14 protein-coding genes are annotated in these 21,436 nt (G+C 71.3%); 7 read left to right on the top strand and 7 right to left on the bottom strand.

The window, feature by feature from the left end; translation table 11 throughout:
* The first annotated feature begins 26 nt into the window (after window positions 1-26).
* Entirely contained in the window at window positions 27-893 is an 867-nt protein-coding gene (locus BS83_RS17700) for a DsbA family protein (protein ID WP_037604723.1), read from the top strand.
* Between the two features lie 52 nt (window positions 894-945).
* Here BS83_RS17700 and BS83_RS17695 read toward each other — a convergent pair whose 3' ends face one another.
* Window positions 946-1,590, bottom strand: coding sequence for a response regulator (locus tag BS83_RS17695; protein ID WP_037604721.1), 645 nt, complete (start codon window positions 1,588-1,590; stop codon window positions 946-948).
* Complete coding sequence (locus tag BS83_RS17690) at window positions 1,587-2,924, bottom strand: sensor histidine kinase (protein ID WP_063774185.1); 1,338 nt, start codon at window positions 2,922-2,924, stop codon at window positions 1,587-1,589. The genes BS83_RS17695 and BS83_RS17690 overlap by 4 nt, the downstream gene beginning before the upstream one ends.
* A gap of 157 nt (window positions 2,925-3,081) precedes the next feature.
* Between BS83_RS17690 and BS83_RS17685 the strand changes: the two genes are divergently transcribed.
* From BS83_RS17685 to BS83_RS17665, 5 genes are all read left to right on the top strand, one after another.
* The gene (locus BS83_RS17685; protein WP_037604720.1) at window positions 3,082-4,155 is read left to right on the top strand and encodes an FtsX-like permease family protein; all 1,074 of its coding nucleotides are present in this window, start codon (window positions 3,082-3,084) and stop codon (window positions 4,153-4,155) included.
* A gap of 23 nt (window positions 4,156-4,178) precedes the next feature.
* A complete protein-coding gene (locus tag BS83_RS17680) occupies window positions 4,179-4,910 on the top strand; it encodes an ABC transporter ATP-binding protein (protein WP_051943249.1) in 732 nt (243 codons plus the stop codon).
* Between the two features lie 103 nt (window positions 4,911-5,013).
* A complete protein-coding gene (locus tag BS83_RS17675) occupies window positions 5,014-5,739 on the top strand; it encodes a VIT1/CCC1 transporter family protein (RefSeq protein WP_037609283.1) in 726 nt (241 codons plus the stop codon).
* A gap of 460 nt (window positions 5,740-6,199) precedes the next feature.
* Window positions 6,200-10,783, top strand: a complete 4,584-nt coding sequence (gltB, locus tag BS83_RS17670) for a glutamate synthase large subunit (RefSeq protein ID WP_037604718.1) — start codon at window positions 6,200-6,202, stop codon at window positions 10,781-10,783.
* The gene (locus BS83_RS17665; protein WP_037604717.1) at window positions 10,776-12,239 is read left to right on the top strand and encodes a glutamate synthase subunit beta; all 1,464 of its coding nucleotides are present in this window, start codon (window positions 10,776-10,778) and stop codon (window positions 12,237-12,239) included. Before gltB ends, BS83_RS17665 begins: the two co-directional genes overlap by 8 nt.
* Window positions 12,240-12,354: 115 nt before the next feature.
* Here the strand turns inward: BS83_RS17665 and BS83_RS17660 are convergent, their stop codons facing one another.
* From BS83_RS17660 to BS83_RS17645, 4 genes are all read right to left on the bottom strand, one after another.
* Window positions 12,355-13,305 (bottom strand): hypothetical protein, encoded by a 951-nt coding sequence (locus BS83_RS17660; protein ID WP_157597220.1) that lies wholly within the window; start codon window positions 13,303-13,305, stop codon window positions 12,355-12,357.
* Between the two features lie 113 nt (window positions 13,306-13,418).
* Window positions 13,419-15,275 carry a phospholipase C gene (locus BS83_RS17655; protein ID WP_037604713.1) on the bottom strand — a complete coding sequence of 619 codons (1,857 nt, stop codon included), beginning with the start codon at window positions 15,273-15,275 and terminating at the stop codon, window positions 13,419-13,421.
* Between the two features lie 170 nt (window positions 15,276-15,445).
* The gene (efeB, locus tag BS83_RS17650) at window positions 15,446-16,675 is read right to left on the bottom strand and encodes an iron uptake transporter deferrochelatase/peroxidase subunit (RefSeq protein ID WP_037604711.1); all 1,230 of its coding nucleotides are present in this window, start codon (window positions 16,673-16,675) and stop codon (window positions 15,446-15,448) included.
* Window positions 16,672-17,856, bottom strand: a complete 1,185-nt coding sequence (locus BS83_RS17645; RefSeq protein ID WP_037604709.1) for an EfeM/EfeO family lipoprotein — start codon at window positions 17,854-17,856, stop codon at window positions 16,672-16,674. Before BS83_RS17645 ends, efeB begins: the two co-directional genes overlap by 4 nt.
* Before the next feature lie 183 nt (window positions 17,857-18,039).
* Between BS83_RS17645 and pyk the strand changes: the two genes are divergently transcribed.
* Entirely contained in the window at window positions 18,040-19,485 is a 1,446-nt protein-coding gene (gene pyk, locus BS83_RS17640; protein ID WP_037604707.1) for a pyruvate kinase, read from the top strand.
* 101 nt (window positions 19,486-19,586) lie between these two features.
* On the opposite strand, the gene BS83_RS17635 is transcribed toward pyk, so the two are convergent.
* Window positions 19,587-21,221 carry an APC family permease gene (locus tag BS83_RS17635; protein WP_269664860.1) on the bottom strand — a complete coding sequence of 545 codons (1,635 nt, stop codon included), beginning with the start codon at window positions 21,219-21,221 and terminating at the stop codon, window positions 19,587-19,589.
* Window positions 21,222-21,436 lie beyond the last annotated feature (215 nt).

Genomic DNA, 21,436 nt, shown 5'->3' with positions numbered 1-21,436 from the left:
ACGTTCCGAACAGAACAGAAGATTCCATGAGCCAGAAGAACGACGACGGCAAGCGCAGCGCCCGCGCCAGGATGCTGGAGGAGCGGGCGAAACAGGACGCCAAGGCGCGTAAGGTGCGCCAACTGAGCGCCATCGGTGTGGCGCTGGCCGTGATCGTGGTGGCCGTGGTGGTCGGCATCCTGATCCAGAACAACCGCTCCAGCAGTTACGACGCGGCCAAGGACGCCCCTGCGGGCGCGGTCGGCACCAACAACCTGCTGATCCCGGTCGGCGCGAGCAACGCCCCCTCCACGCTGACGGTCTACGAGGACCCGCGCTGCCCGGCCTGTGAGAGCTTCGAGACCACGATGAAGAGCACCGTCAACCAGCTGCTGTCCCAGGGCAAGATCCAGGTCCAGTACCACATCGTCTCGTTCATCGACCGACACGACGGCGGCAAGGGATCGAAGAACGGGGCCAACGCCCTCGCCTGCGCGCAGAACGCCGGTCACTTCCACAACTACCACGACGTCCTGTACGCCAACCAGCCGCAGGAGACGGACGACGCCTGGGCCGACAAGAGCGTGCTGATCGGGCTCGCCAAGCAGGTGCCGGGCCTGGACACGCCGGACTTCGAGTCCTGCGTCAACGACAACAGGTTCGGCAACTGGGTCACGGCCGTGCAGGCGGACTTCGACAAGTCCGGCTTCACCTCGACCCCGACCGTGCTGCTGAACGGCACCCCCGCCTACCCGACCTACAACAACGAGCAGATCTCGCCCGCGAACCTGGTCAAGTGGGTCGACGCGGCGAACAAGGGCAAGCAGCCCGCGAGCATCCCCCCGGCGAGCGCCGCGGCGCTGGCCTCGCCGACCGCCCACAACAACCCGGCTCCGAGCCCCAGCGGCTCCTGAGCCTGCGGCCCGCAGCGGCCCGCCCGCACCGGGCTGATCCGATCACCGGGGGCTACCTCGGCCGGATCAGCCCCGTCTGCATGGCGGCGGCGATGGCCGCGGTGCGGCTGTCGACGCCCAGCTTGTCGTAGACGTGCACGAGGTGCGTCTTCACGGTGGCCTCGCTGATGAAGAGCCGCTTGGAGATCAGACGGTTGGTCAGGCCCTCGGCGACCAGCTCCAGGATCTCCGACTCCCGCGGCGACAGCGTCGGCCTTCCGGCCCGGACCCGGCCCAGGAGCCTGGCGGCGACCGGCGGCGCGAGGACCGTCTCGCCCCGGGCGGCGGCGCGGACGGCCGCGGCCAACTCCTCGGGCGGGGCGTCCTTGAGCAGATAGCCCGTCGCCCCCGCCTCGACGGCGGAGAGGATGTCGGCGTCGGTGCTGTAGGTCGTGAGGATCAGCACGGCCGGCGGCGAGGAGAGCGCGGTGATCCTGCGGGTGGCCTCGACCCCGTGCATGCCGGAGCCCATCTGCAGGTCCATCAGCACGACGTCGGGCCGCGGCCGGCCCTCGGCGGCGAAGCGTTCGAGCACGGCCAGGGCCTCGGCCCCGTCGGCGGCCTCGCCCACCGGCTCCACCTCGGGGAGCTCCTCCAGCAGCGCGCGCATGCCCCGACGCACGACCGGGTGGTCGTCGACGAGCAGAACGGTGATCACAGCGGCTGCTCCTGGGGCGGGCGCGCCGAGCAGGCGGCGGACCCGTCGGCGGTGGTCGGACCTTCGGTGGTCGGAGCTTCGGTGGCCGGAGCTTCCGTGGCCGGTGCGACTTCGGTGGCCGACGGAGCCCCGGCGGTGGGGTGAGCGGGCGCGTCCAGCGCCGTCAGCGGAATGGCCGCTGCGACCGCCGTGCCCTCGCCGGGCGCGGATTCGATGGTGAGACTGCCGCCGAGGCCGGCGATCCGTTCGCGCATGCCGTGCAGGCCGAACCGGGGGCGGCCGGTGTTGTCGTTCGGCTCGGCCTGAGGATCGAAGCCGACCCCGTCGTCGAAGACGTCGAGGGTCACCTGGTCGTCAAGATAGGAGAGGGTGACCGCGGCACGCCCCGCACGCGCGTGGCGGCGGACGTTGGCCAGCGCTTCCTGGGTCAGCCGCAGCAGCGCCACCTCCGCCTCGACCGGGAGCGGGTAGGGCTCGCCGTCGAGGTGGAAGGCGACCTCGGGCACCGGGCCGTAGCCGGCGCTGACCCGGCGCAGCGCCTCGGAGAGCGAGGCGTCCTGCAGCGAAGGGGGCGTCAGGGCGGCGACGAAGCGGCGCGCCTCGGCGAGGTTCGCGCTCGCCGTCGCGCCGATCTCGCGCACCCGCTCGGCGGCGGCCCCGGCCTCGGGCGGCAGCGCGGACTCCGCGGTGCGGGCCAGCAGCACGATCGAGGAGAGGCCCTGGGCCAGGGTGTCGTGGATCTCCCTGGCCAGGCGCTGGCGTTCGGCGAGCACGCCCGCCTCCCGCTGGGAGGCGGCCAGTTCGTCCCTGGTGCGCACGAGATCGTCGATGAGCGCCTGACGGCGGCGGCTCTCCCGGTAGAGCCCCGCGTAGCCGTAAGCGGTGAGCACCGCCACCGCCGCGCCCGCGCACGGCCCTATCACCTTGGCCGCGGTCAGGCCGCCCGCCGTGGTGGACTGGCCGGCCACCACGACCGCGGTCAGTACCGCCACCCAGAGCAGGGCCCAGCGCGGGCGGAGCAGGTGGAGATAGAGGAAGTAGAGCGGGAACGCGACGTAACCCGCCGAGGGGGAGAGGAAGGCGAGCGCCACCCAGAGCAGGGTGACCAGGGCCAGCCACCCGAGCGTGGCCCAGCGGGGCGTGTCGGGCCGGGCGAAGCGCCCGCCCGCGGCGTAGGCCAGCCCGAGGGCGGCGCCCATCGTCCAGGCGGGAGCCCCGCCGCCGATCGAGCCGATCACCAGCAGCACGTAGAACATCGCCGGCAGGGCGATCCGCATGACCCGGAGCGCGGAGGAGCGCGCCAGGTCGTTGTCGGCGGGGGAGGTGCTGGTCACGGCATCGACCCTACGTCCCGGCGCGGACGGCCGGGCGGGCCGCGGCATCCATCGTTCGGTTGATTCGGGACCGATCGTCTCCCTGATGGAAAGCCGCCCGATTCCCGCGAGGGTGGAGCACGTCAGCCCGCATCCCGGCTCTCCAGGAGGCCGCACCGTGTTCGTCGCCCTGCGTGACATCCGCTTCGCCAAGGGGCGCTTCGCCCTGATGGGCGCGGTCGTCACGCTCATCACCACTCTCGTGGTCTTCCTCTACGGCCTCACCGGCGGCCTGGCCTCCGACGCCTCCTCCGCCGTCGCGAAGCTGCCGGCCGCGGACATCGTCTTCGCCGCCCCCGCGGGCGCGACGCCGGAGGTGTCCTTCAGCAACAGCGGAATCGGCGCGGCCCAGCAGCAGGCCTGGGCGTCGGCGCCGGGGATCGGCTCGGTGCAGCCCTTCGGAGTGGCGATGTCGCGCCTCACGGGCGGCTCGGGGGCGACGTCGGTGAGCGTCATGGGCGCACCCGCCGGGCTGATACCCCCGCTCGAGTCCGGCACGGCCCCGCAGGCCGACCAGGTCGCGGTGAGCCACAAGGTCGCCGACGCCGACGGCCTCAGGCCGGGCGACCGGGTCGCCGTCGGGGCCAAGACCCTCACCGTCTCCGGCATCACCGCCGACCGCTCCTACGGCCACGCGCCCAGCGTCTGGACGCCGGAGGCCACCTGGCAGCAGGTGACCGGCGCCCGCGAGCCCAACGCCCTCGCGGTCGACCCCGGCCGCGCGGACACCGCCGCCCTGGACCGGGCCCAGAACACGAAGACGGTCTCCCGCGACGCGGCGCTCGCCGGCATCGACGGCTTCTCCGCCGAGCAGGGCAGCCTGCAGATGATCCAGGGCTTCCTCTTCGCGGTCAGCGCCCTGGTCGTCGGGGCCTTCTTCACGGTCTGGACGGTGCAACGCCGGGCGGACATCGCCGTCCTCAAGGCGGTCGGCGCCTCCAGCGCCTACCTGGTCCGCGACGCGCTGGCCCAGGCCCTCGCGATGCTGCTCGGCGGCGCGCTCACCGGCGCGGTCATCGGCTTCGCGGGCGGCGCGCTGCTCGGCGGCACGGGCATGCCGTTCACCCTCGGCGCGGCGACGGTGGCCGTCCCGGTCCTCGTCATGGTCCTGCTGGGCCTCCTCGGCGCGGCGCTGGCCGTCCGCCGCATCACCTCCGTCGACCCGCTGACCGCGCTGGGAGCCAACCGATGAACGAGCGAAGCGAGAGAGTCACCATGGAGGCGCCCATTGGCCAGGGCCCGGCCGAGCGCAGCGAGGTGGGCGCAGGCCTGCGCCTGTCCGACATCGTCCTCACCTACCCCGACGGCGACCGCCGGCTGACCGCGCTGGACCGGGTCTCCCTCGAGGTCGACGCGGGGGAGTTCGCCGCCGTGGTGGGCCCCTCCGGCTCCGGCAAGTCCAGCCTGCTCGCCGTGGCCGCCACGCTGCTCACCCCGGACAGCGGGAGCGTGCTGGTCGGCGGCCAGGACGCCGCCGCGCTCTCCGACCGCGAGCGCACCGCGCTGCGCAGGGACCGGATCGGCATCGTCTTCCAGCAGTCCAACCTGCTCGCCTCCCTCACCGCCGTCGAGCAGCTGCTGGCCGTCGCCCACCTGCGCGGCGAGAAGCCGCGGGCCGCCGCCCCACGCGCCGAGGCGCTGTTGGCCTCGGTCGGCCTGACCGGCGGCAAGCAGCACCGGCGTCCCCACCAGCTCTCCGGCGGCGAGCGCCAGCGCGTCAACATCGCCCGCGCGCTCTTCGCCGAGCCGGCGGTGCTGCTGGTGGACGAACCCACGTCCGCACTCGACCACGAGCGCGGCGAGCAGATCGTCGGCCTGCTGGCGGCGATCACCCGCGAGCACGGTACGGCGACGGTGATGGTCACCCACGACAAGGCGCAGCTCGCCGCCGCCGACCGGGTGCTGGAGATGGTCGACGGCCGACTCCTCGAGGCCGCCTCGGCTTAGGCAAGGATCGCCTAACTATGCAGGTCAGAGCGTTGGTAAGGCAGTACTGGCTTGCTGGAAATGAATCTCCTGGGGCGTTAGTTTCCCTGGTGTGACGACGACGATGATGACCGCCCAGGACATAGCCGAGACCGCCGAGGCCTACAAGCACGACCACCGCGACGTGAACGGCGGCTGGCTGCGTCCTGCGGTCTTCGGGGCGATGGACGGCCTCGTCTCGAACTTCGCCCTGATGTCCGGCGTCGTCGGCGGCAGCGCGGGTCACAGCGTCGTGGTGCTGACCGGCCTGGCCGGCCTGGCGGCTGGCGCCTGTTCGATGGCCGCGGGCGAGTACACCTCCGTCGCGTCGCAGCGTGAGCTGGTCCAGGCGGAGCTGGAGATCGAACGACTGGAGCTCAAGCGCAACCCGCGCGAGGAGCTGGCCGAGCTCGCGCAGGTCTACGTGGAGCGCGGGGTCGAGCCCCGGCTCGCCTTCGAGGTGGCCCAGCAGCTCACGGCCGACCCGGAGCGGGCCCTGGAGGTCCACGCCCGCGAGGAGATGGGCATCGACCCCCACGACCTCCCCTCCCCGCTGGTCGCCGCGGTCTCCTCCTTCACGGCCTTCGCCCTGGGCGCGCTGCTGCCCCTGCTTCCTTACCTGCTGGGCGCGACCTCGCTGATCCCCGCGGTGATCCTCTCCGTCCTCGGCCTCTTCCTCTGCGGCGCGGTGGTCAGCAAGGTGACCGCCCGCAGTTGGTGGTTCAGCGGCCTGCGCCAGCTCACGCTCGGGGCCGCTGCGGCCGGGGTGACCTTCCTGCTCGGCCAGCTCATCGGCAGCCACGTGGGCTGATCTGGCTCGGTTGCACCCGTCTCCAGGGGCGCGAGGAACTGCGCGGGCAACAACCACTGATGAGCGGACGGCCCGCGCGATCGGGCCTCTCCCTCGCACGGTGGCTTGTCGCGCAGTTCCGCGCGCCCCTGAGGTGTGCCATGGCACTGTCGCGTGGTGTTACTCACACACCGCAATCGCACGAATGCTCTGTTTCACGAGCGGGGCGATCGGGCAGACTTGCGAGGACGTCCGAATACCCCTGACCCTGGGTGAAAGGACGTAACGGGATGTCCCCCCCTTCACAGCCCCCCACCCTGGGCTGCACGCCGCTGGCTGGTCCACATGATGGACTGAAAAATCCACTGAGTGGAATCTCGGGCATCATGTAACCTGCACGACACGCAAACGCAAAGGGCCAGCGTCGTCCCGTATGCGCATGTGAATTGACTCCATGCCAACCACGACGACGGGAGAGCCGATGCTGCCTGCGTCTTCGCACCCCGCCCCCCGCCCCTACGCGGCCTTGGCGGATGCGCGACCCGCCAAGCAGGGCCTGTACGACCCGAGCAACGAGCACGACGCCTGTGGCGTCGGTTTCGTCGCCTCACTGAGCGGAGTCGCCGAGCACCGCATCGTGGAGCAGGGACTGACCGTCCTTCGTAACCTGGAGCACCGCGGGGCCACCGGCTCCGAGCCGGACTCCGGTGACGGGGCCGGCATCCTGACCCAGATCCCGCACGCGTTCCTGAGCGCCAAGGCCGCCGAGGCCGGTTTCCAGCTCCCCGAGCAGGGCCACTACGCCGTCGGCATCGCCTTCCTCCCCGACGAGGACGCCGCCGACGCGGCGGCCGTCGCCGCCATCGAGGCCATCGCCGCGGCCGAGGGCCTGACCGTCCTCGGCTGGCGTGACGTCCCGGTCACCCCTGACCTGCTGGGCGCGACCGCCCGCTCGGTCATGCCGCGCTTCCGTCAGCTCTTCGTCACCGACGCCGAAGGCACGCGGACCGGCCTCGACCTGGACCGGGTCGCCTTCGTCGTGCGCAAGCGCGCCGAGCGCGAGAGCGGGGTCTACTTCCCCTCCCTCTCCGCCCGCACCATCGTCTACAAGGGCATGCTCACCACCGGCCAGCTGGAGCCGTTCTTCCCCGACCTGTCGGACCGCAGCTTCGCCTCGACGCTGTGTCTGGTGCACTCCCGCTTCTCCACCAACACCTTCCCGAGCTGGCCGCTCGCGCACCCCTACCGGTTCGTCGCCCACAACGGCGAGATCAACACCGTCAAGGGCAACCGCAACTGGATGACGGCCCGCGAGTCGCAGCTCGCCACGGACCTGATCCCCGGCGACCTGGACCGGATCTTCCCGATCTGCACCCCGGACCACTCCGACACGGCCTCCTTCGACGAGGTGCTGGAGCTGCTCCACCTCGGCGGCCGCTCGCTGCCGCACTCCGTGCTGATGATGATCCCGGAGGCGTGGGAGAACCACGCCACCATGGACCCGGCCCGCCGTGCCTTCTACCAGTTCCACTCCAACCTGATGGAGCCCTGGGACGGCCCGGCCTGCGTCACCTTCACCGACGGCACCCAGATCGGCGCCGTGCTCGACCGCAACGGCCTGCGCCCGGCCCGCTACTGGGTCACCGCCGACGGCCTGGTCGTGCTCGCCTCCGAGGTCGGCGTCCTCGACATCCCGCAGGAGCAGGTCGTCCGCAAGGGCCGTCTGCAGCCGGGCCGGATGTTCCTGGTGGACACCGCCGAGGGCCGCATCGTCGACGACGAGGAGATCAAGTCGGCGCTGGCCGCCGAGAACCCGTACGGCGAGTGGCTGCACGCGGGCTCCATCAAGCTCGACGCGCTGCCCGAGCGCGAGCACATCGCGCACACCCACGCCTCGGTGACGCGTCGTCAGCAGACCTTCGGCTACACCGAGGAGGAGCTGCGGGTCATCCTCGCGCCGATGGCCAAGACCGGCGGCGAGGCGCTCGGCTCGATGGGCACCGACTCGCCCATCGCCGCGCTCTCCGCCAAGCCGCGCCTGCTGTTCGACTACTTCACGCAGCTGTTCGCGCAGGTCACCAACCCGCCGCTGGACGCCATCCGCGAGGAGCTGGTCACCTCGCTCGGCTCCAACCTGGGCCCCGAGGGCAACCTGCTGCACGCCGAGGCGGCCTCCTGCCGCTCCGTCGTCGTGCCGTTCCCGGTCATCGACAACGACGAGCTCGCCAAGCTCATCCACATCAACGCGGACGGCGACCTGCCGGGCCTGAAGGCGGTCACGCTCTCCGGCCTCTACAAGGTCTCCGGCGGCGGCGCGGCCCTGGCCGGCCGGCTCGTCGAGATAGCGGCCGAGGCCGACGCGGCGATCGCCGACGGCGCCCGCCTGATCGTGCTCTCCGACCGCCACTCGGACGCCGAGCACGCGCCGATCCCCTCGCTGCTGCTCACCTCCGCGGTCCACCACCACCTGATCCGCACCAAGCAGCGGACCAAGGTCGGCCTCATCGTCGAGGCGGGGGACGTCCGCGAGGTGCACCACGTCGCGCTGCTCATCGGCTTCGGCGCCGGCGCGGTCAACCCCTACCTGGCCATGGAGTCGGTCGAGGACCTGGTCGCCCAGGGCACCTTCATCACCGGCATCGAGCCGGAGAAGGCGATCCGCAACCTGATCTACGGCCTGGGCAAGGGCGTGCTCAAGGTGATGTCCAAGATGGGCATCTCCACCGTCGCCTCCTACCGCGGCGCGCAGGTCTTCGAGGCCATCGGCCTCAGCCAGGAGCTGGTGGACGCCTACTTCGCGGGCACCACCACCAAGCTCGGCGGCATCGGCCTGGACGAGGTCGCCAAGGAGACCGCCGCCCGCCACGCCCAGGCCTACCCGGTCTCCGGCATCTCCCCGGCGCACCGCCGGCTGGAGATCGGCGGCGAGTACCAGTGGCGCCGCGAGGGCGAGCCGCACCTGTTCGACCCGGACACGGTCTTCCGCCTGCAGCACGCCACCCGCACCAAGCGCTACGACATCTTCAAGCAGTACACCTCGCGCGTGAACGAGCAGTCCGAGCGCCTGATGACGCTGCGCGGGCTCTTCAAGTTCGCCGAGGGCCGCGGACCGATCCCGATCGAGGAGGTCGAGCCGGTCAGCGAGATCGTCAAGCGCTTCTCCACCGGCGCGATGTCCTACGGCTCGATCTCGCTGGAGGCCCACGAGACCCTCGCCATCGCCATGAACCGGCTGGGCGCCAAGTCCAACACCGGTGAGGGCGGCGAGGACCCGGACCGCCTCTACGACCCGGAGCGCCGCTCCGCGATCAAGCAGGTCGCCTCCGGCCGCTTCGGCGTCACCAGCGAGTACCTGGTCAACGCGGACGACATCCAGATCAAGATGGCCCAGGGCGCCAAGCCCGGTGAGGGCGGTCAGCTGCCCGGCCACAAGGTCTACCCGTGGGTGGCCCAGACCCGGCACAGCACCCCCGGCGTCGGCCTGATCTCCCCGCCGCCGCACCACGACATCTACTCCATCGAGGACCTCGCCCAGCTCATCCACGACCTGAAGAACGCCAACCCGGTCGCCCGCATCCACGTGAAGCTGGTCTCCGAGGTCGGCGTGGGCACGGTCGCGGCGGGCGTCAGCAAGGCCCACGCGGACGTCGTGCTGGTCTCCGGCCACGACGGCGGCACCGGTGCCTCGCCGCTGACCTCGCTCAAGCACGCCGGTGGCCCCTGGGAGCTCGGCCTGGCCGAGACCCAGCAGACCCTGCTGCTCAACGGCCTGCGCGACCGCATCGTCGTGCAGACCGACGGCCAGCTGAAGACCGGCCGCGACGTCGTCATCGCCGCGCTGCTCGGCGCGGAGGAGTTCGGCTTCGCCACCGCCCCGCTGGTGGTCTCCGGCTGCATCATGATGCGCGTCTGCCACCTGGACACCTGCCCGGTCGGCGTCGCCACGCAGAACCCGGTGCTGCGCGAGCGGTTCAGCGGCAAGCCCGAGTTCGTGGTGAACTTCTTCGAGTTCATCGCCGAGGAGGTCCGCGAGATCCTCGCCGAGCTGGGCTTCCGCAGCATCCAGGAGGCCGTCGGCCACGCCGAGCTGATCGACGCCTCCGAGGCGATCGACCACTGGAAGGCCTCCGGCCTGGACATCGCCCCGCTGCTGCACGTCCCCGACACCGACTCCTCGCTCTACTGCACCACCGAGCAGGACCACGGTCTGGACAAGGCGCTCGACAACCAGCTGATCGAGCTGGCCCACGACGCGCTGGAGCTCGGCGAGTCCGTCAGGATCCAGCTGCCGGTCCGCAACGTCAACCGCACGGTCGGCACCATGCTCGGCCACGAGGTGACCAAGCGTTACCGCGGTGAGGGCCTGCCCGAGGGCACCGTCGACATCACCCTGACCGGCTCGGCCGGCCAGTCGCTGGGCGCGTTCGTGCCGCGCGGCATCACGCTGCGCCTGGAGGGCGACGCCAACGACTACGTCGGCAAGGGCCTCTCCGGCGGCGTCGTGATCGTCCGCCCGGCCCGTGACGCCTCGGCGATCGGGGCCGACGCGCAGAACCACGTGATCGCCGGCAACACCGTCGGCTACGGCGCCACCTCGGGCCGGATCCATCTGCGCGGCAAGGCCGGTGAGCGTTTCGCCGTCCGCAACTCCGGCGCCACCCTCGTCGTGGAGGGTGTGGGCGACCACGGCCTGGAGTACATGACCGGCGGTCGCGTCGTGATCCTCGGCGAGACCGGCCGCAACCTGGCGGCCGGCATGTCCGGCGGCATCGCCTACGTCCTCGACCTGCGGCCCGCCAACGTCAACGGCGGCATGGTCGGCATCGAGGCGCCCGACGCGAAGGACCGCGACTGGCTGCGCGACACCGTGCAGCAGCACTACGAGGAGACCGGCTCCACGGTGGCCGCCGAACTCCTCGCCGACTGGGGCAGCGGCGTCTCCCGCTTCTCCAAGATCATGCCCACCGACTACAAGGCAGTGCTCGCCGCCAAGGACGCCGCCGAGCGAGACGGGCTCTCCGAGTCCGAGACCACCCGCAAGATGATGGAGGCGGCAAATGGCTGACCCGAAGGGCTTCCTCACCACCCCGAAGCAGCTGGCCGAGCGCCGTCCCGTCGCCGAGCGCGTCCGTGACTGGAACGAGGTCTACGTCGAGCGCAGCCTGCTGCCCATCATCAGCAAGCAGGCCGGCCGCTGCATGGACTGCGGCATCCCGTTCTGCCACAACGGCTGCCCGCTGGGGAACCTGATCCCCGAGTGGAACGACCTGGCCTTCCGCGACGACTGGAAGGGCGCCACCGAGCGCCTGCACGCGACCAACAACTTCCCGGAGTTCACCGGTCGCCTCTGCCCGGCCCCCTGCGAGTCGGCCTGCGTGCTCGGCATCAACCAGGACGCGGTGACCATCAAGAACGTCGAGGTCACCATCATCGACAAGGCCTGGGACCACGGCGACGTCACGCCGCAGATCCCGGACCGCCTCTCCGGCAAGACCGTCGCCGTGGTCGGCTCCGGCCCCGCGGGGCTGGCCGTCGCCCAGCAGCTCACCCGGGCCGGGCACACGGTCGTGGTGTACGAGCGCGCGGACCGCGTCGGAGGCCTGCTGCGCTACGGCATCCCCGAGTTCAAGATGGAGAAGCGCCACATCAACCGCCGCGTCGAGCAGATGCGCGCGGAGGGCACCCGGTTCCGCACCGGGGTCGAGATCGGCGTCGACCTCACCGGCCGTCAGCTGCGCGACCGCTTCGACGCGGTCGTGGTGGCCGCGGGCGCGACGACGGCGCGCGACCTGAACGTGCCCGGCCGCGAGCTGGCCGGCATCCACCAGGCCATGGAGTACCTGCCGCTGGCCAACAAGGTGCAGGAGGGCGACTACGTCGACTCGCCGATCAGCGCCGCCGGCAAGCACGTCGTCGTGATCGGCGGCGGCGACACCGGAGCCGACTGCGTCGGCACCGCGCACCGCCAGGGCGCGGCCTCGGTGACCCAGCTGGAGATCATGCCGCGTCCCGGCGACGACCGCCCGGCCGGTCAGCCCTGGCCGACCATGCCGATGGTCTTCAAGGTCACCTCCGCGCACGAGGAGGGCGGCGAGCGGATCTACTCCGTGAACACCACCCACTTCAGCGGCGACGAGGACGGCAACGTCCAGCAGCTGCACCTGGTTGAGGTAGTCTTCACCGAGGGTCGTTTCGAGCCCGTCCCCGGCACCGAGCGTGCCATCCCGGCGCAGTTGGTCACCCTGGCCATGGGCTTCACCGGGACGGACGTGAAGAACGGTCTGGTCGAGCAGCTCGGTGTGGAGCTGGACCCGCGTGGCAACGTCGCCCGCGACAACCGATTCGCCACCAACGTCGATGGCGTCTTCGTGGCCGGCGACGCCGGCCGCGGACAGTCGCTGATCGTGTGGGCGATCGCCGAAGGCCGCAGCGCGGCCAAGGCCGTCGACTCCTACCTCTCGGGCCGCGCCTCGACGCTGCCCGCCCCGATCCGCCCGACGGATCGTCCGCTCACGGTGTGACGCCGACGATCTGACGGGCAACCGCGTGGCCTGCAACGGCGCCGGATCGCACGCGGCGAACCAGACGGCACCCGCCCCCTGTCCCCGACCAAGTTCGGGGGGCTGGTGCCGTTGTTCATTGCGGCGGCACACCGGGCGTCGGGACCAGCGGCAGCCCGTCGCCGACATTGAGCACCGCACGGGCCCCGAGCGGTTCGGACAGGTGGACCTGCGCCGTAGCGAGGCGGGCTTCGAGGGTGCAGGTGACGAACGTCGGCGCCGCGGGCGGATCCGTCAAACCGACCACCACGACGCTCTTCGCCTCGCTGACCAGTCCGGTCGACGGACTCTTGCCGCATCCGACGACGTAGCCGAGCGTCAGCGTGCGGCCGTCGGCGGAGATCTTCTCCAGGGACGCGCCGGTGTACCCGACGAGCCGCGGCTTCAGCGAGGGGCCGGGGGAGGCCCCGGGCAGTGAGCTCGGCAACGGGTCGGCCTTCACCGCCGCGTAGACGAACGCCCCCTGGTACCCGGCGAGCAGGAACGACCATGCAGGAACCGTCGCCTCGCCGCGGCTGGTCCGTACCCGCAGGGTGGTCGCGCTCGCGCCGGTCACGGTCAGCGAGCCGGAGCAGCCGGTGGTCGGGCACGAGCCGTTGGCGTCGGAGCGCAGCGCGGCGTCGGGGGAGAGCCCCGGGCGCGTCAGCGGCGAGCCCTTGTCGAAGCGGATCGTCTGCTGTGCGGGGGCCTTGGGCAGCGGGACGGCGAAGCGGAAGTTCCCCGCGAGGTAGGCCTCCTTGTCCGGGCCGGAGTGGAACGCGCCCGCGGGAAGGCTGAGGGTCCGGCTCAGCGGCACGTAGCCGAAGTCCCAGGCCTGCTCGGTCGGCGAGCCGTCCCAGCCACCGGCGAGGTTCGCGGCGCGGACGGGGAACGGGTCGGGGTCCGCCGCTCCTGCCGACGGGGCTCCCGTCCCGGGGGCGGTCCTGGCGGGCGGCGATTGGTCGGCCTGTGTGACGCTGGTGCTCGCGCATCCCGCGGCGGCCGTCAGGATCACGGCGGCCAGGGCTAGGGCTTTCGTCGGACGCATGTCCCTGGGACGGCCGGGCCGCCCTTCCGGTTCCCGGAAGGGCGGAGGCGTGACCCGCCCGGGGGAACCGGGCGGGTCACGCCTCCGCAGTCACCGCTGGAGTGCCTCCGTCGTTACACGGTGGCCTTGCGACGGGCCCGGCGGGACACCGCGACGCCGGTGCCGAGCGCCGCGACCGCCGCGGCGCCGAGGCTGATCGACAGCATCGTCGCGCCGTTGTCCGAGGACGCGGACGCGGCCGTCGGGGAGGCCTGGATCGCCATCGGGGTGTCGGCCTGGTCACCGTGACGGATCGGCTTGACCGAGGCGACCGAGCCGTTCGTGTTCAGCAGCACCCGGACGTTGTTCGGGTGGTTGAAGTCGAACGCGGTGGAGAGGTGACCGGCCTTCGCGTCGAAGGAGCCGTCGCCGACCCGGCCGAGCTTCCAGTTGTCCTCGATGAAGCGGGTGATCGAGGCCTGGGTGGTGAAGGTGTGCGAGACGTGGTTGGTGCGCGCGTAGGGCGAGATCACCAGCAGCGGCTGACGCGGGCCGGCGCCGCAGCGGTCGGCGTAGCCCTTGGCCGCGGCCGGACCGGCCTGGCAGGCCGTGCCGTCCGTGGTCGTGGTGGCCGAGGCCGCCGAGGTGTCCGTGGAGCCGTTGGTGGGCGCGTGGTAGACGTGGTCGTACCAGCCGTCCGAGTCGTCGTAGGCCACGACGACCGCCGTGGAGGCCCACTCCGGGGAGGACTGCAGCGCGTTGATCTCCTTGACGAGGAAGTTCTGCTCGTCGACCGGGTCGGAGTAGGCGGCGTGGCCGTCCTGGTACTCGCCGGCCTTCAGGAAGCTCACCGCGGGCAGGTCGCCCGCGGACAGCGCCGCGTCGAAGTCGGTCAGGTCGTACTCGTGGTTGGCCCGGCCGTTGTTGCCGATCTCCGAGGTGCTCGCCGGGGCGAGGTGGTGCGGGTTGGAGGTCGACTTGTAGTACTCGAACGGGTTGTGGTGCGCGCTGTAGTCGGCCACCGTGGCGCCGCCCACGTTGGTGTGCGTCGCGCCGCAGGCCGCGTAGCCGCTGGTGCCGTTGTAGGCGGTGGTCGGCCGGAAGCCGCCCTGGAACCAGCCCCAGGTGACGTTCTTGGAGTTGAGCAGGTCGCCGACGTTCTTGCCCTGCATCTCCGCCAGCGCGGAGGTGGAGGTGTGGTTGTTGTCCGCGCAGTCGTCGAACGCCGGGTCGGGGTCGGCGATGACGGTGCCGACGCCCTTGGCGTCCGGCGAGTGCACGGTGTACGTGTCGGGCGTCGCCGTCTGCACCGGGTTCTCCGTGCTGCCGGTGCCGGAGACCGAGACCACGCCGTGGGTCTGGCCGGAGACCAGGTTCAGCGCGCCGGGAGTGGACGGGCCGTACACGTCGCTGAAGGAGTTGTCGCTCAGCGTGTAGTGCTGGGCGTAGTTCCACAGCGCGGTGACGGTGTTGCCGTCGTAGTAGTCCATGGCCAGGCCGGGCGCGCCGTAGAGGCCGCCGGAGCAGGTGTCCTTGGAGGTGTACTGGACGAACTTGTCCATCGCGCCGCCGTCGGCCGCGTACTGCTCGGCGGTGTAGCCGTGGTTCTGGTCGCAGGTCATGGCCTGCTTGCCGCTGAGCCGCTGCGGCGCGTACAGGTTCGGGTTACTGGTCAGCAGGCCGGAGTTGACCAGGGTGTTCACCGACTTCGGCGTGTTCCGCGCCGCGGTGAAGGTGGTGCCGTCCGTGTTGGCGGCCTTCGGGTAGGTGCCGAAGTAGTGGTCGAAGGAGACGTTCTCCTGGAAGATCACCACGAGGTGCTTGATCGGCGTGGTGGTGTGCACCCTGCCGTGGCCCGAGCCGTGGTCGGCGCCAGCGGCCGCCCACGCCGGGGCGGTGCCCGCGGCGACGGTCAGCGCGGCCGCTCCCGCCAGCGCGGCGAAGCGTGCGCCGCGACGCGTGGTCTTCGTACTGCCGGACTTCCCGGTCATCCCGTTACCCCTCCAGTGGGACTGAACTCTCATCAGCTGCGGACCGCATCCTTCAAGCCACGGCGTACGCGCCCGGAGCGCTTGGGTGACGGGCCCGTGAACGGCGGGGGAAGCCTAGCTTCTTCGCGCGTAGATCGGCAGGAGTCGGGGAACGGCATGTCGGATACGCGTCAGGCCAACAGCCCCGCGCCGTAACGGTCGTGGGCGTCCCTGACCCCTGGGAGCGCGAAGAAGTAGCCACCGCCGAACGGGCGGACGTAGTCGACCAGCGGCTCTCCCGCGAGCCGCTTCTGGACGGTCGCGAACTGCCGCTCCAGGTCCTGCTGGAACGCGCAGAAGACCAGGCCCATGTCGAGGTTGCCGTTCGGATCGGTGCCCCGGTCGTAGTTGAAGCCGCGCCGCAGCAGCCGCTGCTGCTCCGTCCGGGGGGTGCGCGGGTTCGCCATCCGGATGTGGGAGTCCATCGGGATCACGTCACCGGTCGGATCCGCGCCGAAGTCGGGCACGTCCGTCTCCCGCTGACCGTCCAGCGGCGCGCCGGAGGTCTTCTGTCGGCCGAACATCCGCTCCTGCTCGGTGATGCCCACCCGGTCCCAGAACTCCACGAGCATCCGGATCAGCCGCACCGCCAGATACGAGCCGTTCGTCGCCCAGGCCGGCTCGCCCTGTCCCGGCCCCACCCAGACCAGCCGGTCCATCAGCCGCGCGTCGGCCGTGTCGGGGTTGGCCGTGCCGTCGCGGAAGCCCAGCAGATTGCGCGGCGTGCCGGCCGGGCGCGGCGGCGAGCTGAAGCCGTCGATCCGCCAGCGCACCTGCATCCCGCCCCGGGTGTGCCGGGCCAGGTCGCGCAGCGCGTGCGCGAGCACGTCCGTCTCGTCCGCCTCCAGCTGCAGCAGCAGATCGCCGTGGCAGACGGCGGGGTCGAGGTCGTCGTCGGGGAACGCCGGCATCGTGGAGAGTCGCAGCGGCCTGCGCGCCGCCAGCCCGAAACGCTGGTCGAACAGCGAGGCGCCCACCCCGAGCAGCGCCGTCAGCGCCCCGCCCGGCAGCTGCGGGCCCAGCACGCCCGAGTCGGAGGGCGAGGCCGAGATCCCCAGCGGCTCCGGCACGCCGCCGGTGGCGCCCCCGGTGGTCAGGAAGCGCAGCCGCTCGGTGAGCGTGCCGAACAGGTCCGCGAGCCCGGCGCGGTCGGCGGCGGTGACGTCGAAGGCCACGAAGGCCGCGCAGCGGCGCTTCGGCGTCAGGACGCCCGCCTGGCGCACTCCGTGGAAGCCGCGTGCCGCATCGCCCGCGGCGGCGGCCCGCTCCGCGCGCGACGCCGGCACGGCGGCCGCCACCGTGGCCACCGTCCCCGCCGCCAGCGCACCCGCCAGCACCGATCGCCTGCCCACCGCGCTCATGACGTCCTCCGCACATCCAGCACCGCCGCCACCGGCGCGAGCCGCTCCACCAGGTCTCCGAAGACCGCGTTCAACTTCTCCCGCTGCGCCAGGGCCAGCGACTCCAGCGGGACCCCGCCCAGCGCCCGCAGCTCCGCCTGCGCCGCGGCCATCGCCGCGTCGACGCCCGGCAGGGCGACGCGGGTCGCCAGCAGCGGGCGGACCAGGGTGAGGACCTCCGCCGTGCCGTCCAGATTCGCCTGCACGGTCGCGAGGTTGGACCCGCTGCCGTAGTCGGTCCGGCCGCTCAGCTCGAACTCGATCGCGTTCTCGACGATCTCGTGGGCGCGCACTCCCAGCACCAGCGGGTCCAGCTGCACCTTCGGCCAGCCCGCCTGCAGTCCCCTGGCGTCGGCCAGCAGCCGGGCCGCGACCGGCTCCAGGCCGGTGGTGGAACCGCCGTCGTGCCAGAGCCCGTACTCCACGGCGTGGAAGCCGGTGTCGTGCTGACGCGGCCCGTTCATCTCCTCGTCCACGTCGCCGAAGGCCCCGTAGGCGGCGCCGAGACGCTCGTAGGCGAGATGGGCGGTCAGCCAGCGCTGCCGGGAGGCCGCCACGTCCCCGCTCGCGACGGCGCTGTGCAGCGCGTCCACGGCGGCGACTAGCCCGGGCAGTTGGGCCGCGACCCAGTGCTGGTAGGCGAGCGTGGCCGGGATCAGGTCCTGCTGGGTGACCGGGACGACGGCGGGTGTCCCACCGCCTCCCGTGCTTCCCGCCGCCCTGACCGTCACGGCCGGGCCGGTCACCGCGTCGGCGTCCTGCTCCAGGCAGCGGAACGCGTACGCGCCCGGCGCGAGGTCGACGACCATCGGGCGGGAGCGGTTCGGCGAGAGCCCCTCGATCTCGCCGACCACCGCACCCGTCGCGGGCTCCAGCAGGTAGACGTCGGCGGGGGCGCGGCCCGCGTCGGTGACGTCGAAGACCTGCAGTCCCGCGGTCGGCGTGGTCCAGCCGGCCCCGCAGCCGCCGGGCGAGACGTGGATCGTCGTGTGCCGAAGCGAGGCGTAGTCGGTCGGCGTGGAGTCCGTGACAGGGGAGCGTGGTGCACCCTGCGCGCCCCCGGAGAGTTCCCACGCCGCGAGGCCCGCCAACGCGAGAACCGCCGCGGCCGTCACGACCGCCTTGCGCCGTACCTGTTCCATTGCGCCGATGCTAGGCAGCGCCCGCCGATGTTCGAAAGGGGGAGCGGAATGCGTCAACCGAGTGTTCCCCCCGGGTTCATCCGCAGGTACGTTTCGGAATGTTCAACCCGGGGTCGGTCAAAAGACATCTGACGCCCAGTTGGGGCCGCGAAGCTACCACCGGGTAGGACCTACGCTCGTTCCATGCGCCGAGCAAAAATCGTCTGTACTCTCGGGCCCGCCTCCGACAGCTACGACCAGATCAAGACTCTGGTCGTCGCCGGCATGGACGTCGCCCGCTTCAACCTCAGCCACGGCAGCTACGCCGAGCACGAGGACCGTTACCGTCGCGTCCGCAAAGCCGCGGACGAGACCGGCCGCAGCGTCGGCATCCTGGTCGACCTGCAGGGCCCCAAGATCCGTCTCGAGACCTTCGCCGAGGGCCCCGTGCTCCTCGAGCGCGGCGACGAGTTCACCATCACCACCGCCGACGTCGAGGGCGACCGCCACCGCTGCGGCACCACCTACAAGGGACTCTGCGGCGACGTCACCCCCGGCGAGCGGATCCTCGTCGACGACGGCCGGGTCTGCCTCGAAGTCGCCTCCGTCGAAGGCCAGAACGTGCACTGCACGGTGGTCGAGGGCGGCATGGTCTCCGACCACAAGGGACTCAACCTCCCCGGCGTCGCCGTCTCCGTTCCCGCGCTCAGCGACAAGGACGTCGCCGACCTGCGCTGGGGCCTCCGCATCGGCGCCGACCTGGTCGCGCTCTCCTTCGTCCGCAGCGCGGACGACATCAAGGACGTCCACCGCATCATGAGCGAGGAGGGACGCTTCGTCCCGGTCATCGCCAAGGTGGAGAAGCCCCAGGCCGTCGACAACCTCGAAGAGATCGTCGACGCGTTCGACGGCGTGATGGTCGCCCGCGGCGACCTCGGCGTCGAGATGCCGCTGGAGCAGGTCCCGCTGGTGCAGAAGCAGGCCATCAAGCTGTGCCGCCGCAACGCGAAGCCGGTCATCGTCGCGACCCAGATGCTCGACTCGATGATCAACGCCTCGCGCCCGACCCGCGCCGAGGCCTCCGACGTCGCCAACGCCGTCCTCGACGGCGCGGACGCGGTGATGCTGTCCGGCGAGACCAGCGTCGGCAAGTACCCGGTCGAGACCGTCCGCACCATGAGCCGGATCGTCTGCGCGGCCGAGGAGGAGATCATCGCGGCGGGCCTGCCGCCGCTCACCGGCGCCGGCAAGCCCCGCACCCAGGGCGGCGCCGTCGCCCGCGCCGCGGCGGAGATCGGCGACTTCCTCCACGCCCGCTACCTGGTCGCCTTCACCCAGTCCGGCGACACGGCCAAGCGGCTCTCCCGCTACCGCTCGCCGATCCCGGTGCTGGCCTTCACCTACGAGCCGGCCGTGCGCAGCCAGCTCGCGCTGAGCTGGGGCGTCGAGACGTTCCTCGGCCCCTTCGTGGAGACCACCGACGAGATGATCGAGCAGGTCGACGCCGCGCTGCTGGCCATCGGCCGCTGCGAGGTCGGCGACATCGTCGTCATCACCGCCGGCTCCCCTCCCGGCCTGGCCGGCTCCACCAACCTGGTCCGGGTCCACCACGTCGGCCAGGACGACCTGCCGCTGCCGACCAGGCGGTGACCACCCCCGGGTGAGCCACTCCCGGGTGACGGGACAACGGAAGAGCCCGGCCGGAGCGACACTGCTCCGACCGGGCTCGGTCCGTTACGGCTGCGCGAGGGTCAGTGACCGCCCGCGTCCACGACCTCGACGTCCTCGATGTTCCGCTCGATCGCGGCGGTCTTCAGCGAGGTGTTCACGGCCCAGTAGTAGATGCCGAGCGAGAAGGCCGCGATGATGCCCATGTCGACCCAGAGGCCGATGTGGCTCTCACCGCCGAAGCCGCCCTGCCAGGAGATGATCCCCAGGCCCACCAGGTAGACCGGCAGCCACTGCGCGGACTTCCAGTCCATGCGCGGCGCGTTCGGCTTGTTGGCGGAGTGCGCGTACCAGGCGTAGCCGCCGAGCAGCGCGTAGCCGAGGACGATGGCGATGCCGAGCCGCCACAGGGTCTCCCAGCCGGACCAGTAGATGATCAGGCTGGCGACGACGAACGACACCGGCGAGATGATCTGACCGAACGGCAGGCGGTAGGGGCGCTCACGGTTCGGCAGCTGCTTGCGCAGCGCGCCGTAGGCCAGCGGGGCGCCCGCGTACATCAGCACCGAGGCGGAGGTGATGAAGGAGACCAGCTGCTGCCAGCTCGGGAAGGGCAGGAAGCAGATGACGCCGACGACGAAGGAGAGGGCCAGGCCGAACCACGGCACACCCTGCTCGCCGGTCTTCTCGAAGGCCTCCGGCGCGTAGCCGTTGCGGGCCAGGCCGTAGGAGATGCGGGAGGTGGAGGTGGTGTAGATCAGGCCGGTGCCGGCCGGGGAGATCACCGCGTCCAGGAAGAGCACCTTGGCCAGCAGACCCATGCCGATCACCGAGGCGAGGCCGGCCCACGGGCCGGAGATGCCCGCGTAGGCCAGGTTGGCCCAGCCCTTGGCGAAGGAGGCGCCGGGCAGCGCGCCGATGTAGGCGACCTGCAGCAGCACGTAGATGGTGGAGCCGATCGCGACCGAGCCGAGCACCGCGCGCGGGATGTCCCTCTTCGGGTTCTTGCTCTCACCGGCCAGCTGGATCGCCTGCTCGAAGCCGAGCAGCGCGAAGATGATGCCGGAGGTGCTGATCGCGGCGAGCACGCCCTTGGCGCCGAACGGCGCGAAGCCGTGCGAGGTGAAGTTGCTCGAGTGGAAGTGCGTGAGCGCGACCGCGAAGATCGTCACCAGCGGGACGAAGATCTTCCACCAGGTGGTGGCGCTGTTGGCGTGGGCGAGCACCCGTACGCCGAGGAAGTTGATCGCCACGAAGAAGGCCATCAGGAAGACCGCCACGAGCAGACCGGAGGCGGTCAGCGTCCCGTCGGCGTTCTGGAAGCCCGAGGCGAAGGACCAGTGACCGGCGTAGCCGATCATCGCCTCGACCTCGATCGGCGCGACCGTGGCCGCCTGCAGCCAGGAGAACCAGCCGAACGACATCCCGGCGAGCCCGCCGAAGACGTAGTGCGGATACCGCGCCGTCCCGCCCGCCACGGGGAACATGCCACCGAGCTCGGCATGCACGAGCGCCAACAACACGATCGCGACGGCGCCGACGCCCCACGAGATGATGGCCGCGGGACCGGCGGCGACGACAGCGTTCTTGGCCCCGTAGAGCCAGCCGGATCCGATAATCGAACCGACTGACGCCCACATCAGGCCGATCAGGCCGACGTGTCGCTTCAGCGACCGGCCGGTGGCCGGAGGGGCGGGGAGCTTGGTAGTGGTGCTCATGCAGAGCCTCTCGAGGGTGGGGAGCTGTTGCTTGAGAGTTGCCCAAAGTTAAGCGACGTATTTATCCCATGCATAGATCCCGTTACTGAATAGATGCCTACTGGCCGGTCGTCTTTGCAGTTCGGAGGCCATCGACTGCGCTGAGCGACACCTGAGGGAAATTTGAGCATTGAACATCTCGGTCATGAATATTCACGATGTGACGCGTGTAGACC

This window comes from Streptacidiphilus rugosus AM-16, from assembly GCF_000744655.1.
GTDB classification, from domain to species: Bacteria; Actinomycetota; Actinomycetes; order Streptomycetales; family Streptomycetaceae; genus Streptacidiphilus; species Streptacidiphilus rugosus.
Note: the sequence above shows the minus strand (reverse complement) of the source record. Positions and strands in the feature narration are given on the sequence as shown.